The sequence below is a fragment of the Pseudomonas sp. B37(2017) genome (assembly GCF_002112885.1).
Taxonomy (GTDB): domain Bacteria; phylum Pseudomonadota; class Gammaproteobacteria; order Pseudomonadales; family Pseudomonadaceae; genus Aquipseudomonas; species Aquipseudomonas paraglycinae.
In genome coordinates this window covers 1-25,075 of record NZ_NEIX01000003.1, presented here as the reverse complement: position 1 = coordinate 25,075, position 25,075 = coordinate 1, and the positions used below count along the sequence as shown (strand labels likewise).

The 25,075-nt window shown below is 62.2% G+C and carries 32 protein-coding genes; 10 read left to right on the top strand and 22 right to left on the bottom strand.

From position 1 onward, the window contains the following. Window positions 1-13: 13 nt before the first annotated feature. From rsmD to CAF90_RS29550, 4 genes are read right to left on the bottom strand one after another with little or no spacing between them, the layout of a single operon-like run. On the bottom strand, window positions 14-622 hold the full coding sequence (rsmD, locus tag CAF90_RS09345; protein WP_085605898.1) for a 16S rRNA (guanine(966)-N(2))-methyltransferase RsmD: 609 nt from the start codon (window positions 620-622) through the stop codon (window positions 14-16). Beyond that, window positions 622-2,109 (bottom strand): pitrilysin family protein, encoded by a 1,488-nt coding sequence (locus CAF90_RS09340; protein WP_085605896.1) that lies wholly within the window; start codon window positions 2,107-2,109, stop codon window positions 622-624. Before CAF90_RS09340 ends, rsmD begins: the two co-directional genes overlap by 1 nt. Further along, window positions 2,102-3,457, bottom strand: a complete 1,356-nt coding sequence (locus tag CAF90_RS09335; protein WP_085605895.1) for a pitrilysin family protein — start codon at window positions 3,455-3,457, stop codon at window positions 2,102-2,104. Before CAF90_RS09335 ends, CAF90_RS09340 begins: the two co-directional genes overlap by 8 nt. 6 nt (window positions 3,458-3,463) lie before the next feature. Next, window positions 3,464-3,655 (bottom strand): hypothetical protein, encoded by a 192-nt coding sequence (locus CAF90_RS29550; protein ID WP_170929366.1) that lies wholly within the window; start codon window positions 3,653-3,655, stop codon window positions 3,464-3,466. A gap of 146 nt (window positions 3,656-3,801) precedes the next feature. Between CAF90_RS29550 and ftsY the strand changes: the two genes are divergently transcribed. The 4 genes from ftsY to rpoH all read left to right on the top strand — a co-directional run bounded on the left by ftsY (window position 3,802) and on the right by rpoH (window position 8,009). Further along, on the top strand, window positions 3,802-5,349 hold the full coding sequence (ftsY, locus tag CAF90_RS09325) for a signal recognition particle-docking protein FtsY (protein ID WP_085605893.1): 1,548 nt from the start codon (window positions 3,802-3,804) through the stop codon (window positions 5,347-5,349). Then, window positions 5,346-6,017 (top strand): cell division ATP-binding protein FtsE, encoded by a 672-nt coding sequence (ftsE, locus tag CAF90_RS09320; RefSeq protein WP_007953396.1) that lies wholly within the window; start codon window positions 5,346-5,348, stop codon window positions 6,015-6,017. Before ftsY ends, ftsE begins: the two co-directional genes overlap by 4 nt. Continuing rightward, complete coding sequence (gene ftsX, locus CAF90_RS09315) at window positions 6,014-7,039, top strand: permease-like cell division protein FtsX (RefSeq protein WP_007953395.1); 1,026 nt, start codon at window positions 6,014-6,016, stop codon at window positions 7,037-7,039. The genes ftsE and ftsX overlap by 4 nt, the downstream gene beginning before the upstream one ends. A 115-nt stretch (window positions 7,040-7,154) precedes the next feature. Beyond that, the gene (gene rpoH, locus CAF90_RS09310) at window positions 7,155-8,009 is read left to right on the top strand and encodes an RNA polymerase sigma factor RpoH (protein WP_003229146.1); all 855 of its coding nucleotides are present in this window, start codon (window positions 7,155-7,157) and stop codon (window positions 8,007-8,009) included. Between the two features lie 70 nt (window positions 8,010-8,079). Here rpoH and mtgA read toward each other — a convergent pair whose 3' ends face one another. Then, the gene (mtgA, locus tag CAF90_RS09305; protein ID WP_085605891.1) at window positions 8,080-8,802 is read right to left on the bottom strand and encodes a monofunctional biosynthetic peptidoglycan transglycosylase; all 723 of its coding nucleotides are present in this window, start codon (window positions 8,800-8,802) and stop codon (window positions 8,080-8,082) included. Window positions 8,803-8,876: 74 nt separating this feature from the next. Between mtgA and CAF90_RS09300 the strand changes: the two genes are divergently transcribed. The 4 genes from CAF90_RS09300 (at window position 8,877) to trmB (ending at window position 11,120) form a co-directional block, all read left to right on the top strand. Then, entirely contained in the window at window positions 8,877-9,257 is a 381-nt protein-coding gene (locus tag CAF90_RS09300; protein ID WP_085605889.1) for a DUF423 domain-containing protein, read from the top strand. A 72-nt stretch (window positions 9,258-9,329) separates the two neighbouring features. After that, a complete protein-coding gene (thiS, locus tag CAF90_RS09295; protein ID WP_007953386.1) occupies window positions 9,330-9,530 on the top strand; it encodes a sulfur carrier protein ThiS in 201 nt (66 codons plus the stop codon). Window positions 9,531-9,590: 60 nt separating this feature from the next. Next, window positions 9,591-10,385, top strand: a complete 795-nt coding sequence (locus tag CAF90_RS09290) for a thiazole synthase (protein ID WP_007953385.1) — start codon at window positions 9,591-9,593, stop codon at window positions 10,383-10,385. 9 nt (window positions 10,386-10,394) lie between these two features. Then, entirely contained in the window at window positions 10,395-11,120 is a 726-nt protein-coding gene (gene trmB, locus CAF90_RS09285) for a tRNA (guanosine(46)-N7)-methyltransferase TrmB (RefSeq protein WP_039767926.1), read from the top strand. 129 nt (window positions 11,121-11,249) lie between these two features. Here the strand turns inward: trmB and CAF90_RS09280 are convergent, their stop codons facing one another. The 10 genes from CAF90_RS09280 to CAF90_RS09235 all read right to left on the bottom strand — a co-directional run bounded on the left by CAF90_RS09280 (window position 11,250) and on the right by CAF90_RS09235 (window position 18,234). Continuing rightward, window positions 11,250-11,573 (bottom strand): DUF3392 domain-containing protein, encoded by a 324-nt coding sequence (locus CAF90_RS09280; RefSeq protein ID WP_007953368.1) that lies wholly within the window; start codon window positions 11,571-11,573, stop codon window positions 11,250-11,252. A 19-nt stretch (window positions 11,574-11,592) separates the two neighbouring features. Further along, window positions 11,593-12,798: a radical SAM family heme chaperone HemW gene (gene hemW, locus CAF90_RS09275; protein ID WP_085605887.1), complete on the bottom strand. Its 1,206-nt coding sequence runs from the start codon at window positions 12,796-12,798 to the stop codon at window positions 11,593-11,595. After that, window positions 12,795-13,391, bottom strand: a complete 597-nt coding sequence (gene rdgB / locus CAF90_RS09270) for an RdgB/HAM1 family non-canonical purine NTP pyrophosphatase (RefSeq protein ID WP_085605885.1) — start codon at window positions 13,389-13,391, stop codon at window positions 12,795-12,797. The genes hemW and rdgB overlap by 4 nt, the downstream gene beginning before the upstream one ends. Then, window positions 13,388-13,822 carry a DUF4426 domain-containing protein gene (locus CAF90_RS09265; RefSeq protein WP_007953365.1) on the bottom strand — a complete coding sequence of 145 codons (435 nt, stop codon included), beginning with the start codon at window positions 13,820-13,822 and terminating at the stop codon, window positions 13,388-13,390. Before CAF90_RS09265 ends, rdgB begins: the two co-directional genes overlap by 4 nt. Before the next feature lie 26 nt (window positions 13,823-13,848). Further along, on the bottom strand, window positions 13,849-14,469 hold the full coding sequence (gene metW / locus CAF90_RS09260; RefSeq protein WP_007953362.1) for a methionine biosynthesis protein MetW: 621 nt from the start codon (window positions 14,467-14,469) through the stop codon (window positions 13,849-13,851). A gap of 7 nt (window positions 14,470-14,476) precedes the next feature. Beyond that, a complete protein-coding gene (locus tag CAF90_RS09255; protein WP_085605883.1) occupies window positions 14,477-15,616 on the bottom strand; it encodes a homoserine O-acetyltransferase in 1,140 nt (379 codons plus the stop codon). Window positions 15,617-15,820: 204 nt separating this feature from the next. Beyond that, complete coding sequence (locus tag CAF90_RS09250) at window positions 15,821-16,108, bottom strand: DUF167 domain-containing protein (RefSeq protein ID WP_085605881.1); 288 nt, start codon at window positions 16,106-16,108, stop codon at window positions 15,821-15,823. Next, entirely contained in the window at window positions 16,105-16,695 is a 591-nt protein-coding gene (locus tag CAF90_RS09245; RefSeq protein WP_007953355.1) for a YggT family protein, read from the bottom strand. Before CAF90_RS09245 ends, CAF90_RS09250 begins: the two co-directional genes overlap by 4 nt. Window positions 16,696-16,705: 10 nt before the next feature. After that, entirely contained in the window at window positions 16,706-17,524 is an 819-nt protein-coding gene (gene proC / locus CAF90_RS09240; RefSeq protein WP_085605879.1) for a pyrroline-5-carboxylate reductase, read from the bottom strand. A gap of 23 nt (window positions 17,525-17,547) precedes the next feature. Next, complete coding sequence (locus tag CAF90_RS09235; RefSeq protein ID WP_085605877.1) at window positions 17,548-18,234, bottom strand: YggS family pyridoxal phosphate-dependent enzyme; 687 nt, start codon at window positions 18,232-18,234, stop codon at window positions 17,548-17,550. Window positions 18,235-18,290: 56 nt separating this feature from the next. On the opposite strand from CAF90_RS09235, the gene CAF90_RS09230 reads away from it, so the two are divergent. Next, entirely contained in the window at window positions 18,291-19,325 is a 1,035-nt protein-coding gene (locus CAF90_RS09230; protein WP_007953348.1) for a type IV pilus twitching motility protein PilT, read from the top strand. Window positions 19,326-19,449: 124 nt separating this feature from the next. Here CAF90_RS09230 and CAF90_RS09225 read toward each other — a convergent pair whose 3' ends face one another. Beyond that, window positions 19,450-20,067 carry a C40 family peptidase gene (locus CAF90_RS09225; RefSeq protein ID WP_007953345.1) on the bottom strand — a complete coding sequence of 206 codons (618 nt, stop codon included), beginning with the start codon at window positions 20,065-20,067 and terminating at the stop codon, window positions 19,450-19,452. 249 nt (window positions 20,068-20,316) lie between these two features. Here CAF90_RS09225 and CAF90_RS09220 point away from each other — a divergent pair, with 249 nt between their 5' ends. Continuing rightward, complete coding sequence (locus tag CAF90_RS09220) at window positions 20,317-20,751, top strand: TM2 domain-containing protein (protein WP_007953343.1); 435 nt, start codon at window positions 20,317-20,319, stop codon at window positions 20,749-20,751. An 83-nt stretch (window positions 20,752-20,834) separates the two neighbouring features. Here CAF90_RS09220 and CAF90_RS09215 read toward each other — a convergent pair whose 3' ends face one another. The 6 genes from CAF90_RS09215 to CAF90_RS09190 all read right to left on the bottom strand — a co-directional run. Further along, complete coding sequence (locus CAF90_RS09215) at window positions 20,835-22,106, bottom strand: dihydroorotase (protein WP_085605875.1); 1,272 nt, start codon at window positions 22,104-22,106, stop codon at window positions 20,835-20,837. Continuing rightward, window positions 22,103-23,107: an aspartate carbamoyltransferase catalytic subunit gene (locus CAF90_RS09210; RefSeq protein WP_007913665.1), complete on the bottom strand. Its 1,005-nt coding sequence runs from the start codon at window positions 23,105-23,107 to the stop codon at window positions 22,103-22,105. Before CAF90_RS09210 ends, CAF90_RS09215 begins: the two co-directional genes overlap by 4 nt. Window positions 23,108-23,134: 27 nt before the next feature. Next, the gene (gene pyrR / locus CAF90_RS09205; RefSeq protein ID WP_007953335.1) at window positions 23,135-23,638 is read right to left on the bottom strand and encodes a bifunctional pyr operon transcriptional regulator/uracil phosphoribosyltransferase PyrR; all 504 of its coding nucleotides are present in this window, start codon (window positions 23,636-23,638) and stop codon (window positions 23,135-23,137) included. An 81-nt stretch (window positions 23,639-23,719) separates the two neighbouring features. Continuing rightward, the gene (gene ruvX / locus CAF90_RS09200) at window positions 23,720-24,157 is read right to left on the bottom strand and encodes a Holliday junction resolvase RuvX (RefSeq protein WP_007953334.1); all 438 of its coding nucleotides are present in this window, start codon (window positions 24,155-24,157) and stop codon (window positions 23,720-23,722) included. Further along, window positions 24,157-24,729 carry a YqgE/AlgH family protein gene (locus tag CAF90_RS09195; RefSeq protein WP_039767938.1) on the bottom strand — a complete coding sequence of 191 codons (573 nt, stop codon included), beginning with the start codon at window positions 24,727-24,729 and terminating at the stop codon, window positions 24,157-24,159. The genes ruvX and CAF90_RS09195 overlap by 1 nt, the downstream gene beginning before the upstream one ends. A gap of 78 nt (window positions 24,730-24,807) precedes the next feature. Then, the coding region (locus CAF90_RS09190) for a transposase (protein ID WP_139834477.1) at window positions 24,808-25,075 on the bottom strand (268 nt) is incomplete at its 5' end.

Genomic DNA, 25,075 nt, shown 5'->3' with positions numbered 1-25,075 from the left:
TCAGGCCGGTCGGTTAACCGGCGATCACTGCCATACGTTGCCACAACGCGTAGTACACACGCCCGGATTTCTGCTCGCGGTGCAGGCGCCAGTTGCCCGGCAGGCCTAGGGTCGATGGCGCGGTTTCGCTTTCAGTGTAGATCCACGAATCGTCGGCCAGCCATTGGCGCTCTTCCAGCAATGTGCACACCGTCGGCAGCAGGTTCTGGTTGAACGGCGGGTCGAGGAACACCAGGTCGAACGCGGTCGCAGTCTGGGTTTCCAGGTAGCGCAGGGCATCGGCGGTCTGCACGTGGCCGTTGGTGCAGCGCAGCGTGCCGAGGTGTTCTTTCAGGCTGGAGACTGCGACGTGGCTGGCGTCCAGTGCCTGACCCATGGCCGCGCCACGGGACAGCGCTTCCAGAAACAGTGCGCCGCTGCCGGCGAACGGATCGAGCACCTTGGCCCCGGCAACGTACGGCGCGAGCCAGTTGAACAGGGTTTCGCGCACCCGGTCCGGCGTCGGGCGCAGGCCCGGCGCATCAGGAAAGCTCAGCTTTCGGCTGCGCCATTCGCCGCCGATGATGCGCAACTGGTTCACACCGTTGTGCAGTTTTTGTACAGGTTTCTTTGGACTGGCCATTAATGCTCCGGAACCCCGAGCGGCTGCTCGGCAGGTTTATCAGATGGGGCCGGTAACGGCTTTTGCGGCACGGTCGGGCCAGCGCTGACGATGACCAGTTTATCCGTGCTCAAGTGTTTGTTCAGAACGTCGCGAACCTGCTCGACCGTCAGGCTCTGGGACTGACGCATGAAGTCATCCAGATAGCTCAGCGGCAGGTTGTAGAAACCCATGGCGCCGAGCTGGCCGACGATATCGGCGTTGCTCGCGGTGGACAGCGGGAAGCTGCCGGCCAGTTCACGCTTGGCGTCGTCGAGTTCTTTCTGGGTCGGGCCGGTCTTGAGATAGTCGGCGAGCACGTCCTGCACCAGTTTCAGGGTGCCTTCGCTCATTTCCGCGCGGGTCTGCAGGTTGATCATGAACGGGCCGCGAGCCTGCATCGGGCTAAAGGCCGAATACACGCCGTAGGTCAGGCCGCGCTTCTCGCGCACTTCGCTCATCAGCCGGGTGCCGAAACCGCCACCGCCGAGGATCTGGTTGCCCATCGACAGCGCGGCGTAGTCCGGGTCATCACGGTCGATGCCCAGTTGCGCGATCATCAGGTTGGTCTGCTTCGACGGAAACTCGATGTGGCCGATGCCGGCTTTCGGCTCGGTCGGTTGCTCGACTTTCGCCAGCGCCGGGCCTTTTGGCAGCGCAGCGGACACCTGATTGGCAATCGCCTCGGCTTCGCTGCGGGACAGATCGCCCACCAGCGCGATCACCACGTTGCCGGCCGCATAGGCCTTGGCGTGGAACTCACGCAGTTGCGCCAGCGTGATCTTCGGCACGCTTTGCGCGTTGCCGTCGCTGGAATGGGCGTACGGGTGATTGCCGTACAGGCGCTTCATCAGTTCCAGACTGGCGAGTTTGCCGGGGTTCTGTTTCTGGTATTCGAAACCGGCGAGCATCTGGTTCTTGATGCGCGCGAAGGAGTCAGCCGGGAAGGTCGGTTTGCCCACTACTTCCGAAAACAGCTTCAGCGCTGGCTCGCGTTTGTCGGCAGCACTGAGGCTGCGCAGCGACGCGATGGCCATGTCTTTATAGGCGCCGTTGCCAAAATCCGCGCCCAGGCCTTCGAAACCTTGAGCGATGGCGCCGACGTCCTTGCCCGCCACACCTTCGTTGAGCATGGCGTTGGTCAGCAAGGCCAGGCCCGGCGCGTTACCGTCCTGGCTGCTGCCGGCGGAAAAGATCAGGCGCATGTCGAACATCGGCAGTTCGCGGGCTTCGACGAACAGCACCTTGGCGCCTTCGGCGGTGTTCCAGGTCTGCACGTCGAGCTTGCGGCTGGCCGGGGCCTTGCCGTCGAGTTCGGCCAGCGATTGCAGCTTCTGACTGGACTTGGCGTTATCCAGCGCTTCGCTGGCCTTGCTGTTGTCGCTCGGTACCAGATAGAACGCAGCGGAGCCGATGATGGCCACGGCGATCAGGCCGAGCAGCAGGCGTGGGGTTTTGCGCTCACTCATGAGTCGTCTCCAGTGGCAGGACGTGGGCGACGCTGAGACGTTCGCGGGTGAAATACAGCTTGGCGGCGTTCTGGATGTCTTGCGGGGTGACGCTTTCCAGATCGGCCAGTTCGGTGTCCATTAGTTTCCACGACAGACCGACGGTCTCCAGCTGGCCGATGGCGGTGGCCTGGCTGGTAATCGAATCGCGCTCGAAGACCAGACCGGCGATGACCTGCGCACGCACACGCTCCAGTTCTTCAGCGGACGGTGCAGTGGTTTTCAGTTGTTCCAGCAGTTTCCACAGGCCGGCTTCAGCCTGGGCCATGGTCTTTTTCTTCTGGGTGTTCGGCGTGGCCGACAAGGTGAACAGGCTGTCACCGCGGGTGTAAGCGTCGTAGCTCGACGAGCCGCCGGACACCAGCTCTTCGCCGCGCTCCAGTTGGGTCGGGATGCGGCCGCTGTAGCCGCCGTCCAGCAGCGCCGAAATCAGGCGCAAGGCGTTGACCGAGCGTTTGTCTTCGGCGGTGGCGATGCTCGGGACGTTGAAACCGAGCATCAGGCTCGGCAGTTGAGTCTGCACGTGCAGGGTGATCTGGCGTTCACCCGGTTCGGCCAGTTCCAGCGGCTTTTTCGCCGGCGGCACGTCGCGTTTCGCGATTGGCCCGAAGTAGCGCTGGGCGAGGGTCTTCACCTCGTCCGGGGTCACGTCGCCGACCACCACCAGCGTGGCGTTGTTCGGCACGTACCAGGACTGATACCAGTGACGCAGCTCTTCGACCTTCATCCGCTCAAGGTCAGCCATCCAGCCGATGGTCGGCGTGTGATAACCGCTGGCCGGGTAGGCCATGGCCTTGTAGCGCTCGAAGGCCTTGGCCATCGGCTTGTCGTCGGTGCGCAGGCGGCGCTCTTCCTTGATGACTTCGATTTCCTTGGCGAACTCGTCGGCCGGCAGGCGCAGGTTGGCCATGCGGTCGGCTTCCAGTTCGAAGGCCACGCCCAGACGGTCGCGGGCCAGCACCTGGTAATAAGCAGTGAAGTCGTCGCTGGTGAACGCGTTCTCTTCGGCGCCGAGGTCCCGCAGGATCAGCGAGGCTTCGCCGGGGCCGACTTTTTCGCTGCCCTTGAACATCATGTGCTCGAGGGCGTGGGACAGACCGGTCTGGCCCGGGGTTTCGTAGCTGGAACCGACCTTGTACCAGACCTGCGACACCACCACCGGCGCGCGATGGTCTTCGCGCACGACGACCTTCAAGCCGTTGTCGAGAGTGAATTCGTGGGTCGGTTGCGGGTCGGCCGCCAGGGCCGAAAGGGGCAGGCAGACTGTGCTGAGCAGCAGGCCTGCGGCGCGGCGGGCTAGAGCATTCATTCGTTTTTAAACCTGTTGGGCTGCCCGCTTGGTCTTAGCGTCGGCGGGCGAGAGGGTGCTAGGATACTGATCCGTTTTACCGGCGACCACGCCTATCCGGTTTTGAAACCTGATCAGGTTGTAAGGGTTTGCGGCAGAAGGCTTTGGTTTATCAGCTAAACTTCGCTTTTTCGCCGATTTTTCCGGCCAGTCCTTCATTAAAACGATTCCTTTGAGGTGCCGTTGGTGCCTCGACAAAATGTTGCGCGTGAACAAGCTGGGTGAAACACAGTCTGTTCTGCATCGAATATTTATTTGCCGGGGCGCCCCTGTGGCGCGTCGCTACCGTGAGATAGCCGTCCTCCATGTTTGGTTCCAACGACGACAAGAAGACCCCAGCTGCGGCTGGCGAGAAGAAAAGCCTGTTCGGATGGCTGCGCAAGAAACCGCAGGAACCCGTCGTCGAACAGCCGACTGCCATTCCTGAGCCAGCCCCTGCGCCCGCTCCCGTAATAGAAGAAGCGCCGGCGCCGGTTGTGCTGCCGATCGCCGAGCCGGTGCTGCAACCGGTGGCCGAGGCCGAGCCAGAAGCGCCGGCTGCCGCTGAATTGCCGCTGACCCCGGCCAGTGAGCCGTGGCTGACCTTGCCAGTGGCGGAAGAACCGGTGGCGCTGGTTGAAGAGACTGCGCCGCATGTTACGCCGCCGATTCCTGCGCCGGTTGCGTTCGCTGCTGAGCCTGTTCAGGCGCCGGTGGTGGAAGCTGCTCCGGTCATTCCAGAGCCTGTGGTTGTTGCCCCGGTTGCCCCAATTGTTGAAGTGCCCGAACCTGCACCTGCACCTGCACCTGCACCTGCACCTGCACCTGCACCTGCACCTGCACCTGCACCTGCACCGGTCGCCGTAGCGCCAGCCGCGCCAGTCGCTCCTGTGGAAATCCAGGTTGAAACCCCGGTCGAGGCCCCGCGCACCGAAGAAACCAAGGCCGGCTTCTTTGCCCGTCTCAAGCAAGGCCTGTCCAAGACCAGCGCCAGCATCGGCGAGGGCATGGCCAGCCTGTTCCTCGGCAAGAAAGCCATCGATGACGATCTGCTCGACGATCTCGAAACCCGCCTGCTGACTGCCGACGTCGGCGTCGAGGCGACTTCGGTGATCATCCAGCGCCTGACCCAGAAGGTCGCACGTAAAGAGCTGGCCGATTCCGACGCCCTGTACAAATCCCTGCAGGCCGAGCTGGCCGCAATGCTCAAACCGGTCGAGCAGCCGCTGAAGATCGCTTCCCAGAACAAGCCATTCGTGATTCTGGTGGTCGGCGTCAACGGCGCCGGCAAGACCACCACCATCGGCAAACTGGCGAAGAAACTGCAGCTGGAAGGCAAGAAAGTCATGCTGGCCGCCGGTGACACCTTCCGTGCCGCGGCTGTCGAGCAGCTACAGGTCTGGGGCGAGCGCAACAAGATTCCGGTGATTGCCCAGCACACGGGCGCGGACTCGGCTTCGGTGATCTTCGACGCCGTGCAGGCCGCCAAGGCTCGTGGCATCGACGTGCTGATCGCCGACACTGCCGGTCGCCTGCACACCAAAGACAACCTGATGGAAGAACTGAAAAAGGTTCGCCGGGTGATCGGCAAGCTCGACGCCGATGCGCCGCACGAAGTGCTGCTGGTGCTCGACGCCGGCACCGGCCAGAACGCCATCAATCAGGCCAAGCAATTCAACCAGACCGTCGAACTGACCGGCCTGGCGCTGACCAAGCTCGACGGCACCGCCAAGGGCGGGGTGATTTTCGCCCTGGCCAAGCAGTTCGGCCTGCCGATCCGCTACATCGGCGTCGGTGAAGGCATCGACGATCTGCGTACCTTTGAAGCCGAACCCTTTGTCCAGGCACTGTTTGCCGAGCGGGAGCGTTCATGATTCGTTTCGAACAGGTCGGTAAGCGCTACCCGAACGGTCACGTCGGCTTGCATGAGCTGAGCTTTCGAGTCCGTCGCGGCGAGTTCCTGTTTGTCACCGGCCACTCCGGTGCCGGTAAATCCACGTTGTTGCGCCTGTTGCTGGCGATGGAACGTCCGACCAGCGGCAAGCTGCTGCTGGCCGGGCAGGACCTGAGCACCATCAGCAATGCGCAGATTCCGTTCCTGCGTCGGCAGATCGGCGTGGTGTTCCAGAACCATCAACTGCTGTTCGATCGCACGGTGTTCAACAACGTCGCACTGCCATTGCAGATTCTCGGGCTGTCCAAGGTCGAGATCGCCAAGCGCGTCGATTCGGCGCTGGAGCGCGTGGCGCTGTCGGACAAGGCAGAGCTGTATCCGGGCGATCTGTCCACCGGTCAGCAACAGCGCGTCGGTATTGCCCGCGCCATCGTTCACCGTCCGGCCCTGCTGCTGGCGGACGAACCGACCGGTAACCTCGACCCACGTCTGGCGGCCGAGATCATGGGCGTGTTCGAAGACATCAACCGTCTGGGCACCAGCGTGCTGATCGCCAGTCACGACCTGGCGCTGATTGCGCGCATGCGCCATCGCATGCTGACCCTGCAACGCGGCCGATTGATCGGCGACGGGGAGGCCGGTGTATGAGTGCAACACGCAGTCCGAAGGTTTCCGAGCGCGTGGCCCCGAAGGCCGCCGATCCGCAACCGCCAAAGAAGAAAAAGCACGACGATGACGACGGTCCGGACTTTGCCACGTTGTTCCGTGCCTGGATCGAAAGCCATCGCGCCAGCTGGATCGACAGCCTGCGCCGTCTCGGCAAGCAGCCGATCGGCAGCTTCTTCACCTGCATGGTGATGGCGGTTGCGCTGAGTCTGCCGATGGGCCTTTCGTTGCTGCTGAGCAACGTCGAGCGTCTGGGCGGCTCGTGGCAGCGCGCGGCGCAGATTTCGCTGTACCTGGAACTCGAGGCGAGTCCGGCTCAGGGCGAAGCGTTGCGTGATCAGATCAAGGGCATGCCGGGCGTAGCTGATGCTGAATATGTCGGCCGCGATCAGGCGCTGGAAGAGTTCCAGCAGCAGTCCGGATTGGGCGAAGCCCTGCGCGAGCTGCCGGAAAACCCGCTGCCTGGCGTGGTGCTGGTGACGCCGAACGAGGTCGACAAGTCGACCCTGGAAGCATTAAGACAAAAACTTTCCGAGCTGCCCAAGGTACAGCAGGCGCAACTTGATCTAGTCTGGGTCGAGCGTCTGGCCGCCATCCTCAAGCTCGGTGACCGTTTCGTGTTCGGTCTGACGGTGTTGCTGGTTTCTGCATTACTTTTGGTGATAGGCAATACCATTCGTCTTCATATTGAAAACCGCCGCACCGAGATAGAAGTGATTAAACTCGTCGGCGGCACCGACAGCTATGTGCGTCGTCCCTTCCTCTATATGGGTGCGTTGTATGGCTTCGGTGCGGGGCTGCTGTCCTGGGGTGTATTGGCGTTCGGCCTGAACTGGCTGAACGACGCGGTGGTCGGGCTGGCCGGCTTGTACGGCAGTGATTTCGCACTGGCCGGGGTGCCAGTTGCCGACGGTCTGTCGCTCTTGCTTGGCGCGGTGCTGTTGGGTTATATCGGTGCATGGATTGCAGTCGCACGTCATCTCAGGGAGCTGGCGCCGAAGTAGAATCTTTTTTTGCGCGTGATTGACCTTACGGTTTTTAGGGAACTTGTACTTGAGTTCCCGGTCAATTTTTCGCAGTGCCGAAAGGCGCGAGTATGTAAGTCGGAGGTTTTTTCGTATGACCAATTCTTTGCAACCTGCGTATGCATTGGTTCCGGGCGCAAACCTGGAAGCCTATGTACACACCGTCAACAGCATTCCATTGCTGACGCCGGAGCAGGAGCGTGAACTGGCCGAGAGTCTCTACTATGAGCAGGATTTGGGGGCGGCTCGGCAGATGGTGCTCGCCCACCTGCGGTTTGTCGTACACATCGCCCGTAGCTATTCCGGCTACGGTCTGGCTCAGGCTGACCTGATCCAGGAAGGTAACGTCGGTCTGATGAAAGCCGTGAAGCGTTTCAACCCGGAAATGGGCGTGCGTCTGGTGTCCTTCGCGGTGCACTGGATCAAGGCCGAGATTCACGAGTTCATCCTGCGCAACTGGCGGATCGTGAAAGTCGCGACCACCAAGGCCCAGCGCAAGCTGTTCTTCAACCTGCGCAGCCAGAAGAAACGTCTGGCCTGGCTGAACAACGAGGAAGTCCACCGTGTGGCGGAGAGCCTCGGCGTCGAGCCGCGTGAAGTGCGTGAGATGGAAAGTCGCCTGACCGGCCATGACATGGCCTTCGACCCGGCTGCGGAAGCGGACGACGACAGTGCTTTCCAGTCGCCGGCCAACTACCTGGAAGACCACCGGTACGACCCGGCGCGTCAACTGGAAGATGCCGACTGGAGCGACAACTCCAATCACAACCTGCACGAAGCGCTGGAAGTGCTGGACGAACGCAGCCGCGACATCCTCTACCAGCGCTGGCTGGCAGAAGAGAAAGCCACGCTGCACGACCTGGCGCAGAAGTACAACGTGTCGGCCGAGCGGATCCGTCAGCTCGAGAAGAGCGCGATGAACAAGCTCAAGTTGTCGATTGCCGCGTAACCGGTAATCCGACAATAAAAAACGCCCCGATCAGTGATGATCGGGGCGTTTTTGTTTGCCTGTCAGAAATTCATTGGGCCCAGGGCGCGCGGCGCGAATCATTGAGTGTCAGCAAATAGCTGTCGCCACCCAGTTGGCTCATCTGCTGACGAATCCAGCCGGCCCGACGCGACACATAGGCTGTCGGATGACTGGCGCTCCAGACCCGGGGATTCGGCAGCACCGCCGCCAGATAACTCGCCTGCTGCCGGGACAATGACCTGGCGCCTACGCCAAAGTGATGCCTTGCCGCCGCTTCGGCGCCGAACACGCCGTCATCCCACTCGACGCTGTTCAGGTACACCTCGAGAATCCGCTGCTTGGGCCAGAACACTTCGATCAGCGCGGTGAACCACGCTTCCAGGCCTTTGCGCAGATAACTGCGGCCGGACCACAAAAACAGGTTCTTCGACACTTGCTGACTCAGGGTGCTGGCGCCGCGAATCGAGCCGCCGAGTTCGTTGTGGGCCAGTGCGGCCTTGATCGCACTCAGGTCAAAACCCCAGTGCTCTGGGAATTTCTGGTCTTCGCCGGCAATCACCGCGACCTTCAGGTCATCGGAGATCTCGTCCCACGGCTTCCACGTGCGTTGCAGATCGATCGGCTCGCCGTCGACCCAGGATTCGACCTTGCGCTCGACCATCAGCGCCGTGCCCGGTGGCGGCACAAAGCGAAACACCAACACCAGCAATACGCTGCCGCCCGCGAACCAGAGCAGGGCCTTCGTGAAACGACGGAGAAATAAACGCAGCATAGAGATGGCTTGGCCGAACCGGTTGAGCGGGCCATTATACAGACCCTGCCGATCGAGTCTGACTGGAGTTCTACATGCTGCGTAGCTTTCTGATGCTGGCTGCCTTCTTTGGTTTCACTGGTGTCGGCCTCGGCGCATTCGCCGCCCATGGCCTGAAAAATCGTCTGACCCCCGAGTACCTGGCAATCTTTCACACCGGAGTCACCTATCAGTTGGTGCACGCGCTGGCGCTGTTCGGCGTGGCACTGCTGGCCACGCAGCTTCAGGGGCGGCTGGTCGCCTGGGCCGGCATCTCGTTCAGCGTCGGCATCCTGCTGTTTTCCGGCAGCCTGTACCTGCTGACCACCCTCGGCATCGGCAAGCTCGGCATCATCACCCCGTTCGGCGGCCTGGCGTTCCTGATCGGCTGGCTTTGCCTCGGACTCGCCGCCTGGCGCCTGCAGCCAACCGCTTGACGCTTGGTGCTGACCTTTAGGTCATGATCGGGCTAGAATGCCACCCCCTAAAAAGTGATGGCGGCGTTGCGCATGCGCATTCAGTTGAACGGTGAATCCTTTGAACTGCCCGACGGTGAAACCGTTGCGGCCCTGCTGACCCGTCTGGATCTGACCGGACGCCGCGTCGCGGTCGAACTCAATCTGGATATCGTCCCGCGCAGCCAGCATGCCGACACCACTTTGAACGACGGCGACAACGTCGAAGTGGTGCATGCCATCGGCGGCGGCTGATCGCCAGGCCTGCATGGGCCGAGAATTCTGCAAGACCCTCACCCCAACAGAGGATTCCCCATGAGCATCGTTCGTAGCGACAAGCCTTTCGTTCTGGCCGGTCGTACTTACCAGTCGCGTTTGCTGGTCGGTACCGGCAAGTACCGTGACATGGAAGAAACCCGTCTGGCCATCGAAGCCTCGGGTGCCGAGATCGTCACCTTCGCCGTGCGCCGCACCAACCTGGGCCAGATCGAAGGCGAGCCGAACCTGCTCGAAGTGCTGTCGCCGGATCGCTACACCTTCCTGCCGAACACCGCCGGCTGCTACGACGCCGTCGAAGCCGTGCGCACCTGCCGTCTGGCTCGTGAGCTGCTCGACGGCCACAACCTGGTGAAGCTGGAAGTGCTGGCCGACCAGAAAACCCTGTTCCCCAACGTGATCGAAACCCTCAAGGCCGCCGAAGTGCTGGTCAAGGAAGGCTTCGACGTGATGGTTTACACCAGCGATGACCCGATCATCGCCCGGCAACTGGCGGAAATCGGCTGCATCGCGGTCATGCCGCTGGCCGGCCTGATCGGTTCGGGCCTGGGGATCTGCAACCCGTACAACCTGCAGATCATCCTCGAAGAAGCCAAGATCCCGGTGCTGGTGGATGCCGGTGTTGGCACCGCTTCCGACGCCACCATCTCGATGGAACTGGGCTGTGACGCGGTGCTGATGAACTCGGCCATCGCCCACGCCCAGCAGCCGATCATGATGGCCGAAGCCATGAAACACGCGATCGTCGCGGGCCGCCTGGCCTACCTCGCCGGCCGCATGCCGAAAAAACTCTATGCCAGCGCCTCTTCGCCGCTGGATGGTCTGATCAAGTAAGAGCTATTGATGACTGAATCGAACGACACGCCAATCCAGACGGAAGAAGGCGACGAGCGCCAACACCGCCGCATCAAGAGTTTCGTGATGCGCGCCGGGCGCATGACCGAAGGCCAGCAGCGCGGCCTGGATCAGGGCGCGCCGAAGTTCGTCCTGCCGCTGGCCGATGCGCCGGTGGATTACGACCAGGTGTTCGGCCGTTCCGCGCCGCGTTCGCTGGAAATCGGTTTCGGCATGGGCCACTCGCTGCTGGAAATGGCAGCTGCTGCGCCGGAACAGGATTTCATCGGTGTCGAGGTTCACCGTCCGGGTGTCGGCGCGCTGCTCAACGGCGTGCTGACTCAGGGCCTGACCAACCTGCGGGTCTACGATTGCGACGCGATCGAAGTGCTCAACCGCTGCATCGCCGACAACAGCCTCGATCGCCTGATGCTGTTCTTCCCGGATCCGTGGCACAAGAGCCGTCACCACAAGCGCCGCATCGTTCAGGCGTCCTTCGCTGAACTGGTGCGCAGCAAGCTGAAAGTCGGCGGCATTCTGCACATGGCCACCGATTGGGAGCCGTACGCCGAATACATGCTGGAAGTGATGAACGTCGCTCCGGGCTATCGCAACCTCGCCGAAGACGGCAAGTGCGTACCGCGCCCGGCCGAACGCCCGATCACCAAGTTCGAACGCCGCGGCGAACGTCTTGGGCATGGCGTGTGGGATCTGAAGTTCGAAAAACAGTCGTAAGTACTGCGCAGTGATCGTTCCCACGCTCTGCGTGGGAATGCCTCAATGGACGCTCCGCGTCCGCTTCGGGGGACGCAGAGCGTCCCGGGCTGCATTCCCACGCAGAGCGTGGGAACGAGCACGTGAGATTCAGCGGCGATCCGCGACCACGCCAATCAACACCAGCACCACCAACAACACCGGCGCCAGGCTGTAGTTGTTGAACTGGCTCAGCCCCTTCACCACCCACGGCGTCGCGTAGATCAGCGCTGCGCCGCTGCCGATCAGGCACAGCAGGGCCATCAGTGGGACGCGCAGGGCGCCGGCGATGCTGCCCAGGCGTTGCTCGACCCAGGCCTTGAAGTCAGCGCCGAACAGCACCAGCAGGCAGCCCACCAGGGCCAGCGCGATTTCCGAGAGGTTGCTGCGGCTCCAGCGGGACACGGTGGCGAGCAGGTCGAGTATCAAATCCATGCGGTTTCCTTAAGAGCGGTCAGCTCAGAAATTTCTGCAGCAAGTCGTTGAGGAACAGTTGTCCGCGCTCGGTGGCCGCCAGACGTGACGGTTCGACCTGCAACAGGCCGCTTTGTTCGGCCTCTCGCCGGTGTTCGTCGAGGCTCTCCAGCGGCAGGCCGGTGCGCTCCGGGTACAGGCGCGATTCGACGCCGGCGGTCAGGCGCAGGGCGTTCATCAGGAACTCGAACGGCATCTCGTCGTTGGTCAGGGCTTTCTCGCCGGCCTGGAAGCTTTTGGCCGGGTTGAGGTAGTCCTTCGGCAGGCGCGTCTTCCAGGTGCGCACGATGCGCCCGTCCGGATGGCTGAGCTTGCCGTGGGCGCCGGCGCCGATGCCAATGAAGTCGCCGAAGCTCCAGTAATTCAAGTTATGCCGCGCCGGGCGACCCGGTTGGGCATAGGCCGAAACTTCGTACTGCGCGTAACCGTGGTCGGCCAGCAGCGCCTGTCCGGCCTCTTGAATGTCCCACAGCGTGTCGTCTTCCGGCAGCACTGGCGGCTGGTTCCAGAACACGGTGTTCGGCTCCAGCGTCAGCTGATACCAGGAAATGTGCGTCGGCTTCAGCTCGATCGCCTGGCGCAGGTCGCTAAGGGCATCGTCCAGCGACTGGTCTGGCAAGCCGTGCATCAAGTCGAGGTTGAAGTTATCGAACCCGGCCTGGCGCGCCATGCCGGCGGCGCGTACCGCTTCGTCGCCATTGTGGATGCGGCCGAGGGCCTTGAGCTTTTCCTGCTGGAAACTCTGGATGCCGATCGACAGGCGATTGATCCCCAGTTTGCGGTAGGCGACGAACTTCTCTTGCTCGAAGGTCCCGGGGTTGGCTTCCAGGGTGATTTCGATGTCGTCGGCAAACGGAATGCGCTGTTTCACGCCTTCCAGCAAGCGGCCCAGGGCTTCGGCACTGAACAGGCTCGGGGTGCCGCCGCCAAAGAAGATCGAACTCAATTCACGGCCATACACCGCGTGCAGATCCTGATCGAGGTCGGCCAGCATCGCGTCGACGTATTCCTGCTCCGGCAACACCGGGCTGGCGGTGTGGGAGTTGAAGTCGCAATAGGGGCATTTGCGCACACACCACGGGATGTGGATGTACAGCGCCAAGGGCGGCAGCGTCGGCAACGGCGCCCGAGGCGAGGAGGCGGCGCCGCCGATAATCAGCGACGACGCGGAGGAGCTATCGGTCATTTCAAGCCCAGACGCTGGCGCAGCAGATCCATTGCACGGGCGCGGTGGCTGATCTGGTTCTTGTCGCTCGGGCTCAGTTCGGCGCTGGACACGTTACGCTCCGGCACCCAGAACAGCGGGTCGTAACCGAAACCGTGCTCACCGCTGGCAGCGGTCAGGATGCGCCCGTGCCACAGACCTTCGCAGAGGATCGGCAGCGGATCGTCGGCGTGACGCACCAGCGCCAGCACGCAGACGAACTGCGCGCCACGCTCGGCTTCAGGCACATCCTTCAAGGCATCGAGCAGCTTGGCGTTGTTCGCCGCGTCGCCCTTGCCGTCGGCGTAGCGCGCCGAGTAGATGCCCGGCGCACCGTTGAGGAAGTCCACCGCCAGACCCGAATCGTCGGCCAGCGCCGGCAGCCCGGAGATGCGAGCGGCATTGCGCGCCTTGAGGATCGCGTTCTCGACGAACGACAGACCGGTTTCTTCCGGCTCCACGCTGCTGAATTCGCCGATTGAGCGCAGTTGCACCGAATCGCCGAGCATGGCCTGGAGTTCCTTGAGTTTGCCGGCGTTATGGCTGGCCAGTACGAGTTGCTTGAGATTGATCATTGGCCAGGGAAAAGCTCTTGGTTGAAATTGATGGTGTTGATTTTGTCGCCGGTCTGCACCTTGATTTCAAAGGTGCGGGTTTCCTGCTGCTCCACCGGGTATTGGGCGATGTAGTAGATCGCGCCCTGTTCGGTGATCTGGCGGAAAGTCAGCGGCACGCTCTGGCTGGTCAGGTCTTTGACGGTGCCGGTGACCTGGGCGATCAGCGGTTTGCCGTCCTTGATCACCGAGACATTGATCACGCCCTGGTTCTTGCTGCGGATCAGCTCGGCAGCCTTGGCGATGTCCGGCGTCAGGAAGGTCGAGTTGAAGGTGTTGTAATGCACGGTGACATCACCGAACACTTCCTTGCGTTCGCCCTTGATGGCATCGGCGGCCACGGCCGACAGGCTCAGGCAGGCGGCCAATAGCGCGGTAATCAAGCGTCCCATGTTCGTTCTCCTCGCAATGTCGTGGTTCAGACCGCGATTCTGTGATCCGCAAGCCCCGGGCTGCTGACGCGGTAGATACCGATCTCACCTAACAGATTAGGCCATAGCTTACTGGCCCACCCGTGGCGGTGCTGTTGATCCACGGCAAGCCGATCAATGACCTTCGCCTCACGTTCGCGACAAAGTTCTTCAAAGTCTTCGAAGGTGCAGAAGTGAATGTTCGGCGTGTTGTACCAGGTGTACGGCAGGAATTCCGACACCGGCATCCGGCCCTTGCTCGCCAGGTACCAGCGGCAGCGCCAGTGACCGAAATTCGGGAACGTGATGATGCACTGGCGTCCGACCCGCAGCATTTCGTCGAGGATCTTGTCCGGGTAATGCACGGCTTGCAGGGCCTGGGTCATCACCACGATGTCGAAGCTGTTGCTGGCGAAGTTGCCCAGGCCTTTGTCCAGATCCTGCTCGATGACGTTGACGCCCTTTGCCACACACTGCGCGATGTTGTCGGCGTCGTTTTCCAGACCGTAGCCGGTGACCTGCTTGTGGTCGCGCAGCCAGGTCAGCAACTCGCCGTCACCGCAGCCGAGGTCGAGCACGCGGCTGCCGGCGGGGATCCATTCCTGGATGATTTCCAGATCAGCTCTCATGGCTTTCTCACAACGTAATGCGGTTCATGTAATTGCCGAACGCCTGCAAGTAACGCGGGATCGGAATCAGGAAGGCGTCGTGGCCTTGCGGCGCGTCGATTTCCAGGTAGCTGACGTCCTTGCGTGCGGCCATCAACGCGTCCACCAGTTCCCGCGAGCGGGCCGGGGAGAAGCGCCAGTCGGTGGTGAACGACATCACGCAGAATTTGGCTTTCGCACCTTCGAAGGTTTTCGCCAGGTTATCGTTGAAGTTCGCCGCCGGATCGAAGTAGTCCAACGCTTTGGTCATCAACAGATAGGTGTTGGCATCGAAGCGACCGGAGAACTCTTCGCCCTGATAGCGCAGGTAGCTTTCGACCTGGAACTCGACGCTGTGGAAGTCGTAGTTGAGCTTTTCGCTCTTCAGGCCACGGCCGAATTTCTCGCCCATGGAGTCGTCGGACAGGTAAGTGATGTGTCCGACCATCCGCGCCAGCATCAGGCCGCGTTTGGGGATCACGCCCTGTTCCTGGAACGAGCCGCCGTGGAATTCCGGGTCGGTGAGGATCGCCTGGCGCGCCACTTCGTTGAAGGCGATGTTCTGCGCCGACAGCTTCGGGGCCGAGGCGATGGCCAGGCAGTGGCGAACGCGATCCGGGTACGTGATGGTCCATTGCAGCGCCTGCATGCCGCCCAGGCTGCCGCCGATCACCGCGGCCCACTGGCTGATGCCGAGCAGGTCGGCCAAGCGTGCCTGGCTGTGCACCCAGTCTTCCACGGTCAGCACCGGGAAGTCGGCGCCGAACGGCTTGCCGGTTTCCGGGTTGAGGCTGCTCGGGCCGGTGGAACCGTTGCAGCCGCCGAGGTTGTTCAGGCTGACCACGAAGAACTTGTTGGTGTCGATCGGTTTGCCGGGGCCGATGCAGCTGTCCCACCAACCGGGCTTGCGGTCGTCGACGCTGTGGTAACCCGCAGCGTGGTGGTGGCCGGACAGGGCGTGGCAGATCAGCACGGCGTTGCTCGCTTGCGCGTTCAGCGTGCCGTAGGTTTCGTAGATCAGGTCATAATCGGCCAGCGAACGGCCGCAGGCCAGGGCCAGCGGTTCGCTGAAGTGCGCCGTTTGCGGCGTCACCAGACCAACAGAATCGGGGGGAAAGGCAGCTGGCATCGACCCTGCTCTCGTTGAAATGAGGCGTAAGTCTAAAGACCGGTGGGGTTAGCGGCAAGCAACCATCAGGCCTGATTTGCGCTCGTTCCCACGCTCTGCGTGGGAATACCTCATTGGACGCTCCGCGTCCGCTTCGGCGGGGGACGCGGAGCGTCCCGGGATGCGTTCCCACGCGGACGGTTCGACGCCTCGACGTGGGAACGATCAGCGGACTAGTCCGGGCAAATCCGGCAATTTCTTCGGCGAGCAAATCTTCACCCGCTTCTGCCGGTTCAACTCACCGCTGAGCAAACTGACCTGGCTCTTGGAAACCCCAAAAGTCTTGGCCAGAAATCCCATCAGATAGGCATTGGCCTTGCCCTCGACCGGCGGGGCGGTCAGGCGGATCTTCAGGCGATCGCCGTGGAGCCCGCAGAAATCATCGCTGCGGGCGGCCGGTTGCAGGTGACATTCCAGAATCAGGTCGTCACCGTCCCAGCGAAACCAGCTCACATCAGCAGGCGCAGGATTTCCGGCATCATCGTCATCGCCGCGAGGTTGTTGATCACCAGCATGTCGATCAGCTTCAGCACGAGGAAGGCGAAGATCGGCGACAGGTCGAGACCGCCGAGGTTCGGCAGAATGCGGCGGAACGGCGCCAGGGCCGGTTCACAGATCTGGTTCACCAGCTCGGCGCCCGGATTGTGGCTGCCCGGTGCGACCCAGGACAGGATGATGCTGATGATCATGGCCCAGAAGAAAATCTTCAGGAACAGTGCCGTCACGCCGATCAGCGACCAGATCAGCAGTTGCAGCGGGTTGCCGGTGGTGCCGTAGGTCAGCAGCAGGGTCAGCGCCATCAGCGCCAGTTGCACGAGAATCGCCAGCACCAGCGACGACATGTCGAGGCCGAACATGCTCGGGATGATCCGGCGCAGTGGCTTGAGCAGCGGCTGAGTGGCCTTGACCACGAACTGGCACAGCGGGTTGTAGAAGTTCGCCCGCACCAGTTGCAGGACGAAGCGCAGCAGCACGATCAGCAGGTACAGGCTGCCGAGGGTTTGCAGCACGTAGACCGCTGCGGTGTTCAATCCAATCATGTAAGGCTCCTTATTTGCCCAGTTGTTCGGCCATTTCGGCCGAGCGGTGCGCGGCGGCGCCGAGTGCTTTTTCCACCAGGGCTTCGAAGCCGCCGGCCTGGAACGATTTGATCGCGGCTTCCGTGGTGCCGGCCGGCGAGGTCACGCGGCGGCGCAGTTCGGCAGCGTCGACGTCGCTGGACACCGCCATGTGCGCGGCGCCCAGCGCGGTCTGCAAAGTCAGTTGCTCGGCGATTTCTTTCGGCAGGCCGAGTTTGACGCCGGCGGCGGTCATGGCTTCGATCAGCAGGAAGAAGTACGCCGGGCCGGAACCGGAGACGGCGGTGACCGCGTCCAGTTGCTGCTCTTCGTTCAGCCACAGGGCGATGCCCACGGCGGACAGCAGCTCTTCAGCCTGCTGGCGTTGTTCGGCACTCACTGCGCCGGTGGCGTACAAACCGCTCACGCCCTGACGCAGCAGCGCCGGGGTGTTCGGCATGCAGCGCACGATCGGCTGCTCGCCGAGCCATGCGGTCATGCTGGCGCAGGTGATGCCGGCGGCGATGGAGACCACCAGTTGATTCGGTTTCAGGCTCGGGCGAATCGCTTCGCACACGGCTTTCATGGCCTGTGGCTTGACTGCCAGCACGACAACGTCGGCACCGTCGATGGCCTGGGTGTTGTCGGCGAAGGTTTCGATGCCGTGTTCGGCGCTGACCCGGTTGCGGGTTTCTTCGCCCGGATCGCTGGCGCGAATCCGTGCAGCTTCCAGACCCTTGGCCCGCAGGCCGCCGATCAGGCTGGCGGCCATGTTGCCGGCACCGATAAAGGCAATACGTGTGTTGCTCATGTCAGGTCCTTATCTGGAAATGTTCAAGATTGGGAATAGTCGCGGGCGCCGAACAGGGCCGTACCGATACGGACCCAGGTCGCGCCCTGGGCAATGGCCGACTCGAGGTCGTGGCTCATGCCCATGGAAAGTGTGTCGAGCGGCAGATCGAGGCTGGCCTGCAACTTCTGAACGGCGGCGAATGCAGCATCCTGCTCGGCGCGATCTTCAGTCGGTTCGGGAATCGCCATCAACCCGCGCAGCTTCAGGCGTGGCAGGACGCTGATGGCCTGGGCCAGCGCCGGCAGGTCTTGCGGCGTGCAGCCGGACTTGCTGGCCTCACCGCTGACGTTGACCTGAATGCAGATGTTCAGTGGCGGCAGATCCGCCGGGCGTTGCTCGGACAGGCGTTGGGCGATTTTCAGACGATCCACGGAGTGCACCCAGGCGAAATGCTCGGCAATCGAGCGGGTCTTGTTCGACTGAATGGGGCCGATGAAGTGCCAGATCAAGGGCAGGTCGGCCAGCTCGAGCTGTTTGCCCAAGGCCTCTTGCAGGTAGTTCTCGCCGAAGTCGCGCAGGCCGGCGGCGTACGCTTCGCGCAGGGCTTGTGCCGGTTTGGTCTTGCTCACGGCCAGCAGCTGGACGCTGTCTTCGCTGCGATTGGCAGCTTGGGTCGCTGCCTGGATGCGCGAACTAACCTGGAGAATGTTGTCTGCTATCGTGGACATCAAGAGGCGCCAGCGGTCTGAAGGTTCGCGGCATTCTACTGGAATTGAGGGACGCTATGGATATCACTGAACTGCTGGCCTTCAGCGCCAAACAGGGCGCTTCCGACCTGCACCTGTCGGCCGGTCTGCCGCCGATGATCCGCGTGGATGGCGACGTACGGCGGATCAATCTGCCGGCGCTGGATCACAAGCAGGTGCACGAACTGATCTACGACATCATGAACGACACCCAGCGGGTGGACTTCGAGAAACATCTGGAAACCGACTTTTCCTTCGAAGTCCCCGGCGTGGCGCGCTTTCGGGTCAATGCCTTCAACCAGAACCGTGGCGCTGGCGCAGTGTTCCGGACCATCCCGTCGAAAGTGCTGAGCATGGAAGACCTCGCCATGGGCGACGTCTTTCGCAAGATCACCGATGCGCCACGCGGACTGGTGCTGGTGACCGGACCGACCGGTTCCGGCAAGTCCACGACCCTGGCGGCAATGATCGATTACCTCAACACCCATCGCCATCACCACATCCTGACCATCGAAGATCCGATCGAATTCGTCCACGAATCGCGCAAATGCCTGATCAATCAGCGCGAAGTCCACCGCGATACCCGCAGTTTCGCCACCGCGTTGCGTTCAGCGCTGCGCGAAGACCCGGACGTGATCCTGGTGGGCGAGATGCGCGATCTGGAAACCATTCGCCTGGCGCTGACCGCGGCCGAGACCGGGCACCTGGTGTTCGGCACCTTGCACACCACGTCGGCAGCCAAGACCATCGACCGGGTGGTGGACGTGTTCCCCGGGGACGAAAAATCCATGGTGCGCTCGATGCTCTCGGAGTCGTTGCTGGCGGTGGTGTCGCAGACGCTGATCAAGAAGATCGGCGGCGGCCGGGTGGCGGCGCACGAGATCATGCTGGGGACGTCGGCGATTCGTAACCTGATCCGCGAGGACAAGGTGGCGCAGATGTATTCGGCGATACAGACCGGCGGGTCGCTGGGGATGCAGACACTCGACATGTGCCTGAAGGATCTGGTGACCAAAGGCTTGATCAGCCGCGAGCATGCGCGGGAAAAGGCGCGTACGCCGGATAACTTCTAGGCAAAAAAAATCGCAGCCCGTGGGCTGCGATTTTTGTTCTGATCGTTCCCACGCTCTGCGTGGGAATGCAGCCCGGGACGCTCTGCGTCCCAAAGCGGACGCAGAGCGTGCGGACGAGCTGGCTTCAGCGCTGAACGACGCGCATCTGCCCCTGTTCTTTCGGCAATACGCGCTTGGCCACCACGTAGTGCTTTTCCCAGTACGGCTTGTTCAGTGTGTCGATGCTCACCGACTTGCCGCGCCGTGGCGCATGAATGAAACGGTCGTTGCCCAGGTAGATGGCAACGTGATTGACCCGACGGCTCTTGATGTTGAAGAAAATCAGGTCGCCAGGCTTCAGGTCCTTGCGTTCGACTTTCTCGCCGTGACCGCTGGCCATGGCGTTCGAGGTGCGTGGCAGGTCGAACGTGGCGTCGTTGAACGCGTATTTCACCAGACCGCTGCAGTCGAAGCCTTTACTCGGGCTGCTGCCGCCCCAACGGTAGGGTGTACCGAGGACGTTTACCGCGCGACTCAGGACGTTGCTGCTTTCCTTGGTCGCCATCGGTGGCACCAGCTTGCTGCGGCCGTTGCTGCTCAGCGTGGTGTGTTTGACCTGTTTGCCTTTGTTCGAAGGAGCAGAGGCATGGGATTTAGGGGTGAAACCGTTAACGTTTGGAAGACGTTGCTCACGATTGGTGGCGTGGGCGGCCAGTGGCATTAATAGGCAAATGGTTAGCCATGTCTTGAAAAATGGACGCATTAGGCAGGGCTCTTGGTGTGTTAGCGCGCAACTTTATAACAGCTTTTTTGTCACTTCCGAGGCCGTTGGTCGATTCAATCGGGTGCCAACGGAACCAAATAAGCGGCAAAAAGACGCAATTGTCGGACAGAAGTCCGGTGCTATAAGGCTTTGACGGGAGACACGGTAGCATTTGCCATACGTCGGCTACCTGTAAAAAAGTCACAAAGAATTAAAGAATATTTATCTATCGCGTGTATCGAGGTCTTAATGAACGGCTATCAGCTGCCCCGTGTGAAGGAAAAAGACACCCATAGCAAGGTGATCGGCTACCTGTTGTGGATTTTCGGTTTCACAGGCTCTCACCGCTTCTATTACGGCAAACCGGTGACCGGCACGATCTGGTTTTTCACCTTCGGGTTGCTGGGGATCGGCTGGCTGATCGACGTGTTCCTGATCCCGGCGATGGATCGCGAAGCCGACCTGCGATTCGCGGCGGGCCCGATCGAGTACAACGTGGCATGGATTCTCCTGACCTTCCTCGGCGCGCTCGGCGTGCACCGGATGTATCAGGGCAAGTGGATCAGCGGGGTGGTGTATCTGCTGACCGGCGGGTTGTTCTTTTTGGGGGTGCTGTATGACTTCTGGACACTGAACGATCAGGTGTCGGTGCGTAATGCCGAAGGGCGCGGCGCCTTCCAATAAAGCTTCTCGAGCAAGCTCGCTCCCACAGGGTTCGTGGTGACCTTGTGGGAGCGAGCTTGCTCGCGATTGGGGGCAACTCGGTATCAAGCCTGGTGGCTGATCCGACCATCGACCAAGGTATAGCGAACCACACCCGGCAGGCTATGGCCTAGGAACGGGCAGTTCTCGCCCTTCGACAGCCAGGTTTCGCCGGCCACGGTCGAGGCCTTCGGATCGAACAGCACGATATCCGCCGCGCCGCCGACAGCAAGTTTGCCTGCCGGCAGGCGCAGGGCCTCGGCCGGGCCGGCGCTCAGGCGCGCCAGCAGGGTCGGCAGATCCAGCAGACCATCCTCGACTAGCGTCATCGCCAGCGGCAGCAACAGCTCGACGCTGCTGATGCCCGGCTCGGTCGCGCCGAACGGTGCCAGTTTGGCATCGCGCTCATGGGGCTGGTGATGGCTGGAAATCGCCGAGACAACGCCGGACTTCACCGCCTCGCGCAGACCATCGCGGTCGGCGCGGGTGCGTAGCGGCGGTTGCACGTGATACAGGCTGCTGAAGTCGATCAGCGCTTCGTCCGTCAGGATCAGCTGATACAGGGCGACATCCGCCGTGACTTTCAAGCCACGGGCCTGGGCCTGCGCGATCAGGGCCACGCCGCGAGCGCTGGTCAGCTGGCTGAAGTGCGCACGCACGCCGGTCTGCTCGACCAGCAGCAGATCCCGGGCCAGGGCCACGGTTTCAGCGGTTTCCGGAATGCCCGGCAGGCCGAGGAAGCTGGCGGTGGCGCCTTCGTGGGCCAGTCCACCGTCGGCCAGGTCGTGATCCTGCGAATTGAAAATCACCGTCAGGTCGAAGGTCGCCGCGTAATCCAGCGCCCGGCACAGGGTGCGGGTGTTGCGGAAGCTTTCGAGGCCGTTGCCGAACGCCACACAACCGGCGTCGCGCAGGGCGACCAGCTCGGCCAGTTGTTCGCCATCCAGACCTTTGCTCAGCGCGCCGATCGGGAACACCTTGGTGTTGCCGGCCTCGCGGGCGCGGTCGAGGATCAGTTCGGCCACAGCGGAGGTGTCGAGCACCGGTCTGGTTTTCGGCGGGCAGCACAGGCTGGTCACGCCACCGGCCGCTGCGGCGCGGGTTTCGCTGGCAATGGTGCCTTTGCGGCTGTAGCCCGGCTCGCGCAGGGCGACGTTCAGATCGACCAGCCCCGGAGCGGCCACGAGGCCTGTGGCGTCGATGGTTTCGACGGCGGTGAAACCGGCCGGTGCAGCGCCGAGGGCGACGATCTTGCAGGCTTCAACGTGAATATCGGTGATTTGATCCAGGCCGCTGCTTGGATCGATGACGCGGGCGCCGAGAATGCTGAGCTTCACTGGGCGTTCTCCTGCTCGAATTGACGCTGCGCTGTTTGTCCGCTCATGGCCATGGACAGCACGGCCATACGGATCGCGATGCCGTAGGTGACTTGATTGAGGATCACCGAGTGCGGGCCGTCGGCCACCGCCGACTCGATCTCCACGCCGCGGTTGATTGGCCCCGGGTGCATGACGATGCAGTCGGGCTTGGCGCCGGCCAGGCGCGCGGTGGTCAGGCCGAACAGGCGGTAGAACTCGCCTTCGCTCGGCAGCAGGCCGCCGGTCATGCGCTCACGCTGCAGGCGCAGCATGATCACCACGTCGACGTCTTTCAGGCCTTCGGTCATGTCGGTGTAGACCTTCACGCCGTACTGCTCGATGCCGATCGGCAGCAGGGTCTTCGGTGCGATCACGCGGATGTCCGGGCAACCGAGGGTCTTCAGGGCGAGCATGTTCGAGCGCGCCACCCGCGAGTGCAGGATGTCGCCGACGATGGCTACCGAGAGGTTCTCGAAACCGCCCTTGTGGCGGCGGATGGTCAGCATGTCGAGCATGCCCTGGGTCGGGTGGGCGTGCCGGCCGTCGCCGCCGTTGATGATCGCCACTTGCGGGCAGACATGTTCGGCGATGAAGTGCGCAGCGCCCGAGTCACCGTGGCGCACGACGAACATGTCGGCGGCCATGGCTTCCAGGTTGCGCAGGGTGTCGAGCAGGGTTTCGCCCTTGCTGGCCGACGAGGTCGACACGTTCAGGGTGATCACGTCCGCCGACAACCGCTGGGCCGCCAGTTCGAAGGTGGTGCGGGTGCGGGTCGAGTTTTCGAAGAACACGTTGCACACGGTCTTGCCGCGCAGCAACGGGACCTTCTTCACGGCCCGGGCACCGACTTCGAGGAACGAGTCGGCGGTGTCGAGGATTTCCGTCAACAACTCGCGGCGCAGGCCGTCGAGCGAGAGGAAGTGGCGCAGCTGGCCCTGATCATTGAGCTGCAGCGGGCGCTTGGTATCTAGAGGCGTCATCGCGAGGGGGACTCTCAATAGGGCGGATTAAAGGGCAAGGTCTTGCAGTTCGAGGGCCAGCTCCGGCCCGGACAGCTTGACCCGCTCGTGTGCGGCCAGCGACAGGGTCGCGCCAACCACGTTCGGGCGGATCGGCAGTTCGCCGGCGTCCAGGTCCAGCAGGCAGACCAGCGTCACGCTGGCCGGGCGGCCGTAGTCGAACAGTTCGTTCATGGCAGCGCGGATGGTCCGGCCACTCATCAGTACGTCGTCGATCAGCACCAGATGCTGGCCTTCGATTTCGAAGGGCAGGGCGGACGGGCGCACTTGCGGGTGCAGGCCGTTCTGGCTGAAATCGTCGCGGTAGAAGGAAACATCCAGCGTGCCCAATGGCGCGTCGCTGCCCAGCTCTGCGAGCAGGGCCTGGGCGACCCAGACGCCGCCGGTGCGGATGCCGATGTAACGCGGTTCGCTGATGTCACGCTGGGCAAGGTGCGCCTTGAGGCGGGTCGCCATCTGGCTGATCAGATCGGCGGGATTGGGCAGGCTCATGGTTGCTCCTTCTTGGGGTCGAGCCGGTTCTCGCGAACCGTGGCTCGGGTTGTAACCAAAAGAAAAGCGCCGTAGCGCTTGTCAGGATTCAAATAGTGCGGTGTTTTCGTCGAGCCAGCCTTGCAGCAGCAGGGCGGCGGCGATGGCGTCCACCGGGTTGTCGCGGTAGCTGCCTTTCTGTCCGCCGCGCACCAGTCGCTCGCCCTTGGCTTCGAAGGTCGTCAGGCGTTCGTCGTGGGTATAGAAAGGCAGGTTGAAGCGGCCATTGAGGCGTCGGGCGAATTTCTCGGCGCGGGCGCACATCTCGCTGGGCGTGCCGTCCATGTTCAGCGGCAGGCCGACCACCACGGCGTCGGGTTTCCATTCCTTTATCAGGGCTTCGACCTGATTCCAGTCCGGCACACCGTTCTGCGCCTTCAAGGTGCACAGTTCGCGGGCCTGGCCGGTAATCACCTGGCCGACCGCCACGCCGATCTGTTTGGTGCCGTAGTCGAAGCCGAGGATCAGGCGCAGGGCCATCAGGCGTGTCCTGCCTGGCTGGTCAGCAGGCTGAGGTTGATCCCCAGGTGCTTGGCCGCCGCTTCCAGGCGCAGTTCACTGCTGGTGTTGAACAGGATGTCGGCGTCGTACGGGCAGGTCAGCCAGGCGTTGTCGGCCAGTTCGGCCTCCAGCTGACCGGCTTCCCAACCGGCATAACCGAGGGTGATGACGCTTTTGGCCGGGCCCACGCCGTCGGCGATGGCGAACAGCACATCCTGCGAGGTGGACAGGGCCAGATCGCCCTCCAGCTCAACGGTGGCCTGGAACGTCTTGCCCGCCGGGTGCAGGACAAAACCGCGATCTGTCTGCACCGGGCCGCCGATGAAGATCGGCACATGCTGGCACAGCGCTGGCGGATCGATGTCCGGGCGCAATTGTTCGAGGATGTCGGCCAGATTCAGCTCTTGCGGTCGGTTGACCACCAGCCCCATGGCGCCATTGGCCGTGTGCTCGACGATGTAGGTCAAGGTGTGGGCAAAGTTCGGGTCGGCCATGTGTGGCATGGCGATCAGGAAGTGATGCTTGAGGTAGCTGGGGCTGACGTTTTTCATGTGCGCTAGTGTGGCGTTGAAGGGGCAAACTGACAAGCTGAGGATCAGAGAACAACGTAGATCAAATGTGGGAAGATTCTATGTTGCAGGGGAACCCTGCAATCTTAGATTCGGTTGGTATTCGCTCTGGTTTTTCATGAGGGCGAATGCCACCCGGCAAAGCTTGCGGGCGAGGATGACCAAGGCCTGGGTTCTGGCCAGACCTCTTGCCAGATAGGATTCATAGAACGGTTTCCAAACAGGGGATCGACAAGCTGCCATAGCTGCATTGTGTGCAAGACGCCGTAATTCCCCGTCACCTTTTTTGCTCAAGTGGCGAGGACTGTGTTTCTTGCCTGAGTCCTTT

What these genes read in the sequence shown, in the direction of transcription:
- rsmD (WP_085605898.1), bottom strand. Translation starts at nt 622, where the DNA reads ATGGCCAGTCCAAAGAAACCTGTACAAAAACTGCACAACGGTGTGAAC.
- CAF90_RS09340 (WP_085605896.1), bottom strand. Translation starts at nt 2,109, where the DNA reads ATGAGTGAGCGCAAAACCCCACGCCTGCTGCTCGGCCTGATCGCCGTG.
- CAF90_RS09335 (WP_085605895.1), bottom strand. Translation starts at nt 3,457, where the DNA reads ATGAATGCTCTAGCCCGCCGCGCCGCAGGCCTGCTGCTCAGCACAGTC.
- CAF90_RS29550 (WP_170929366.1), bottom strand. Translation starts at nt 3,655, where the DNA reads ATGAAGGACTGGCCGGAAAAATCGGCGAAAAAGCGAAGTTTAGCTGAT.
- ftsY (WP_085605893.1), top strand. Translation starts at nt 3,802, where the DNA reads ATGTTTGGTTCCAACGACGACAAGAAGACCCCAGCTGCGGCTGGCGAG.
- ftsE (WP_007953396.1), top strand. Translation starts at nt 5,346, where the DNA reads ATGATTCGTTTCGAACAGGTCGGTAAGCGCTACCCGAACGGTCACGTC.
- ftsX (WP_007953395.1), top strand. Translation starts at nt 6,014, where the DNA reads ATGAGTGCAACACGCAGTCCGAAGGTTTCCGAGCGCGTGGCCCCGAAG.
- rpoH (WP_003229146.1), top strand. Translation starts at nt 7,155, where the DNA reads ATGACCAATTCTTTGCAACCTGCGTATGCATTGGTTCCGGGCGCAAAC.
- mtgA (WP_085605891.1), bottom strand. Translation starts at nt 8,802, where the DNA reads ATGCTGCGTTTATTTCTCCGTCGTTTCACGAAGGCCCTGCTCTGGTTC.
- CAF90_RS09300 (WP_085605889.1), top strand. Translation starts at nt 8,877, where the DNA reads ATGCTGCGTAGCTTTCTGATGCTGGCTGCCTTCTTTGGTTTCACTGGT.
- thiS (WP_007953386.1), top strand. Translation starts at nt 9,330, where the DNA reads ATGCGCATTCAGTTGAACGGTGAATCCTTTGAACTGCCCGACGGTGAA.
- CAF90_RS09290 (WP_007953385.1), top strand. Translation starts at nt 9,591, where the DNA reads ATGAGCATCGTTCGTAGCGACAAGCCTTTCGTTCTGGCCGGTCGTACT.
- trmB (WP_039767926.1), top strand. Translation starts at nt 10,395, where the DNA reads ATGACTGAATCGAACGACACGCCAATCCAGACGGAAGAAGGCGACGAG.
- CAF90_RS09280 (WP_007953368.1), bottom strand. Translation starts at nt 11,573, where the DNA reads ATGGATTTGATACTCGACCTGCTCGCCACCGTGTCCCGCTGGAGCCGC.
- hemW (WP_085605887.1), bottom strand. Translation starts at nt 12,798, where the DNA reads ATGACCGATAGCTCCTCCGCGTCGTCGCTGATTATCGGCGGCGCCGCC.
- rdgB (WP_085605885.1), bottom strand. Translation starts at nt 13,391, where the DNA reads ATGATCAATCTCAAGCAACTCGTACTGGCCAGCCATAACGCCGGCAAA.
- CAF90_RS09265 (WP_007953365.1), bottom strand. Translation starts at nt 13,822, where the DNA reads ATGGGACGCTTGATTACCGCGCTATTGGCCGCCTGCCTGAGCCTGTCG.
- metW (WP_007953362.1), bottom strand. Translation starts at nt 14,469, where the DNA reads ATGAGAGCTGATCTGGAAATCATCCAGGAATGGATCCCCGCCGGCAGC.
- CAF90_RS09255 (WP_085605883.1), bottom strand. Translation starts at nt 15,616, where the DNA reads ATGCCAGCTGCCTTTCCCCCCGATTCTGTTGGTCTGGTGACGCCGCAA.
- CAF90_RS09245 (WP_007953355.1), bottom strand. Translation starts at nt 16,695, where the DNA reads ATGATTGGATTGAACACCGCAGCGGTCTACGTGCTGCAAACCCTCGGC.
- proC (WP_085605879.1), bottom strand. Translation starts at nt 17,524, where the DNA reads ATGAGCAACACACGTATTGCCTTTATCGGTGCCGGCAACATGGCCGCC.
- CAF90_RS09235 (WP_085605877.1), bottom strand. Translation starts at nt 18,234, where the DNA reads ATGTCCACGATAGCAGACAACATTCTCCAGGTTAGTTCGCGCATCCAG.
- CAF90_RS09230 (WP_007953348.1), top strand. Translation starts at nt 18,291, where the DNA reads ATGGATATCACTGAACTGCTGGCCTTCAGCGCCAAACAGGGCGCTTCC.
- CAF90_RS09225 (WP_007953345.1), bottom strand. Translation starts at nt 20,067, where the DNA reads ATGCGTCCATTTTTCAAGACATGGCTAACCATTTGCCTATTAATGCCA.
- CAF90_RS09220 (WP_007953343.1), top strand. Translation starts at nt 20,317, where the DNA reads ATGAACGGCTATCAGCTGCCCCGTGTGAAGGAAAAAGACACCCATAGC.
- CAF90_RS09210 (WP_007913665.1), bottom strand. Translation starts at nt 23,107, where the DNA reads ATGACGCCTCTAGATACCAAGCGCCCGCTGCAGCTCAATGATCAGGGC.
- pyrR (WP_007953335.1), bottom strand. Translation starts at nt 23,638, where the DNA reads ATGAGCCTGCCCAATCCCGCCGATCTGATCAGCCAGATGGCGACCCGC.
- ruvX (WP_007953334.1), bottom strand. Translation starts at nt 24,157, where the DNA reads ATGGCCCTGCGCCTGATCCTCGGCTTCGACTACGGCACCAAACAGATC.
- CAF90_RS09195 (WP_039767938.1), bottom strand. Translation starts at nt 24,729, where the DNA reads ATGAAAAACGTCAGCCCCAGCTACCTCAAGCATCACTTCCTGATCGCC.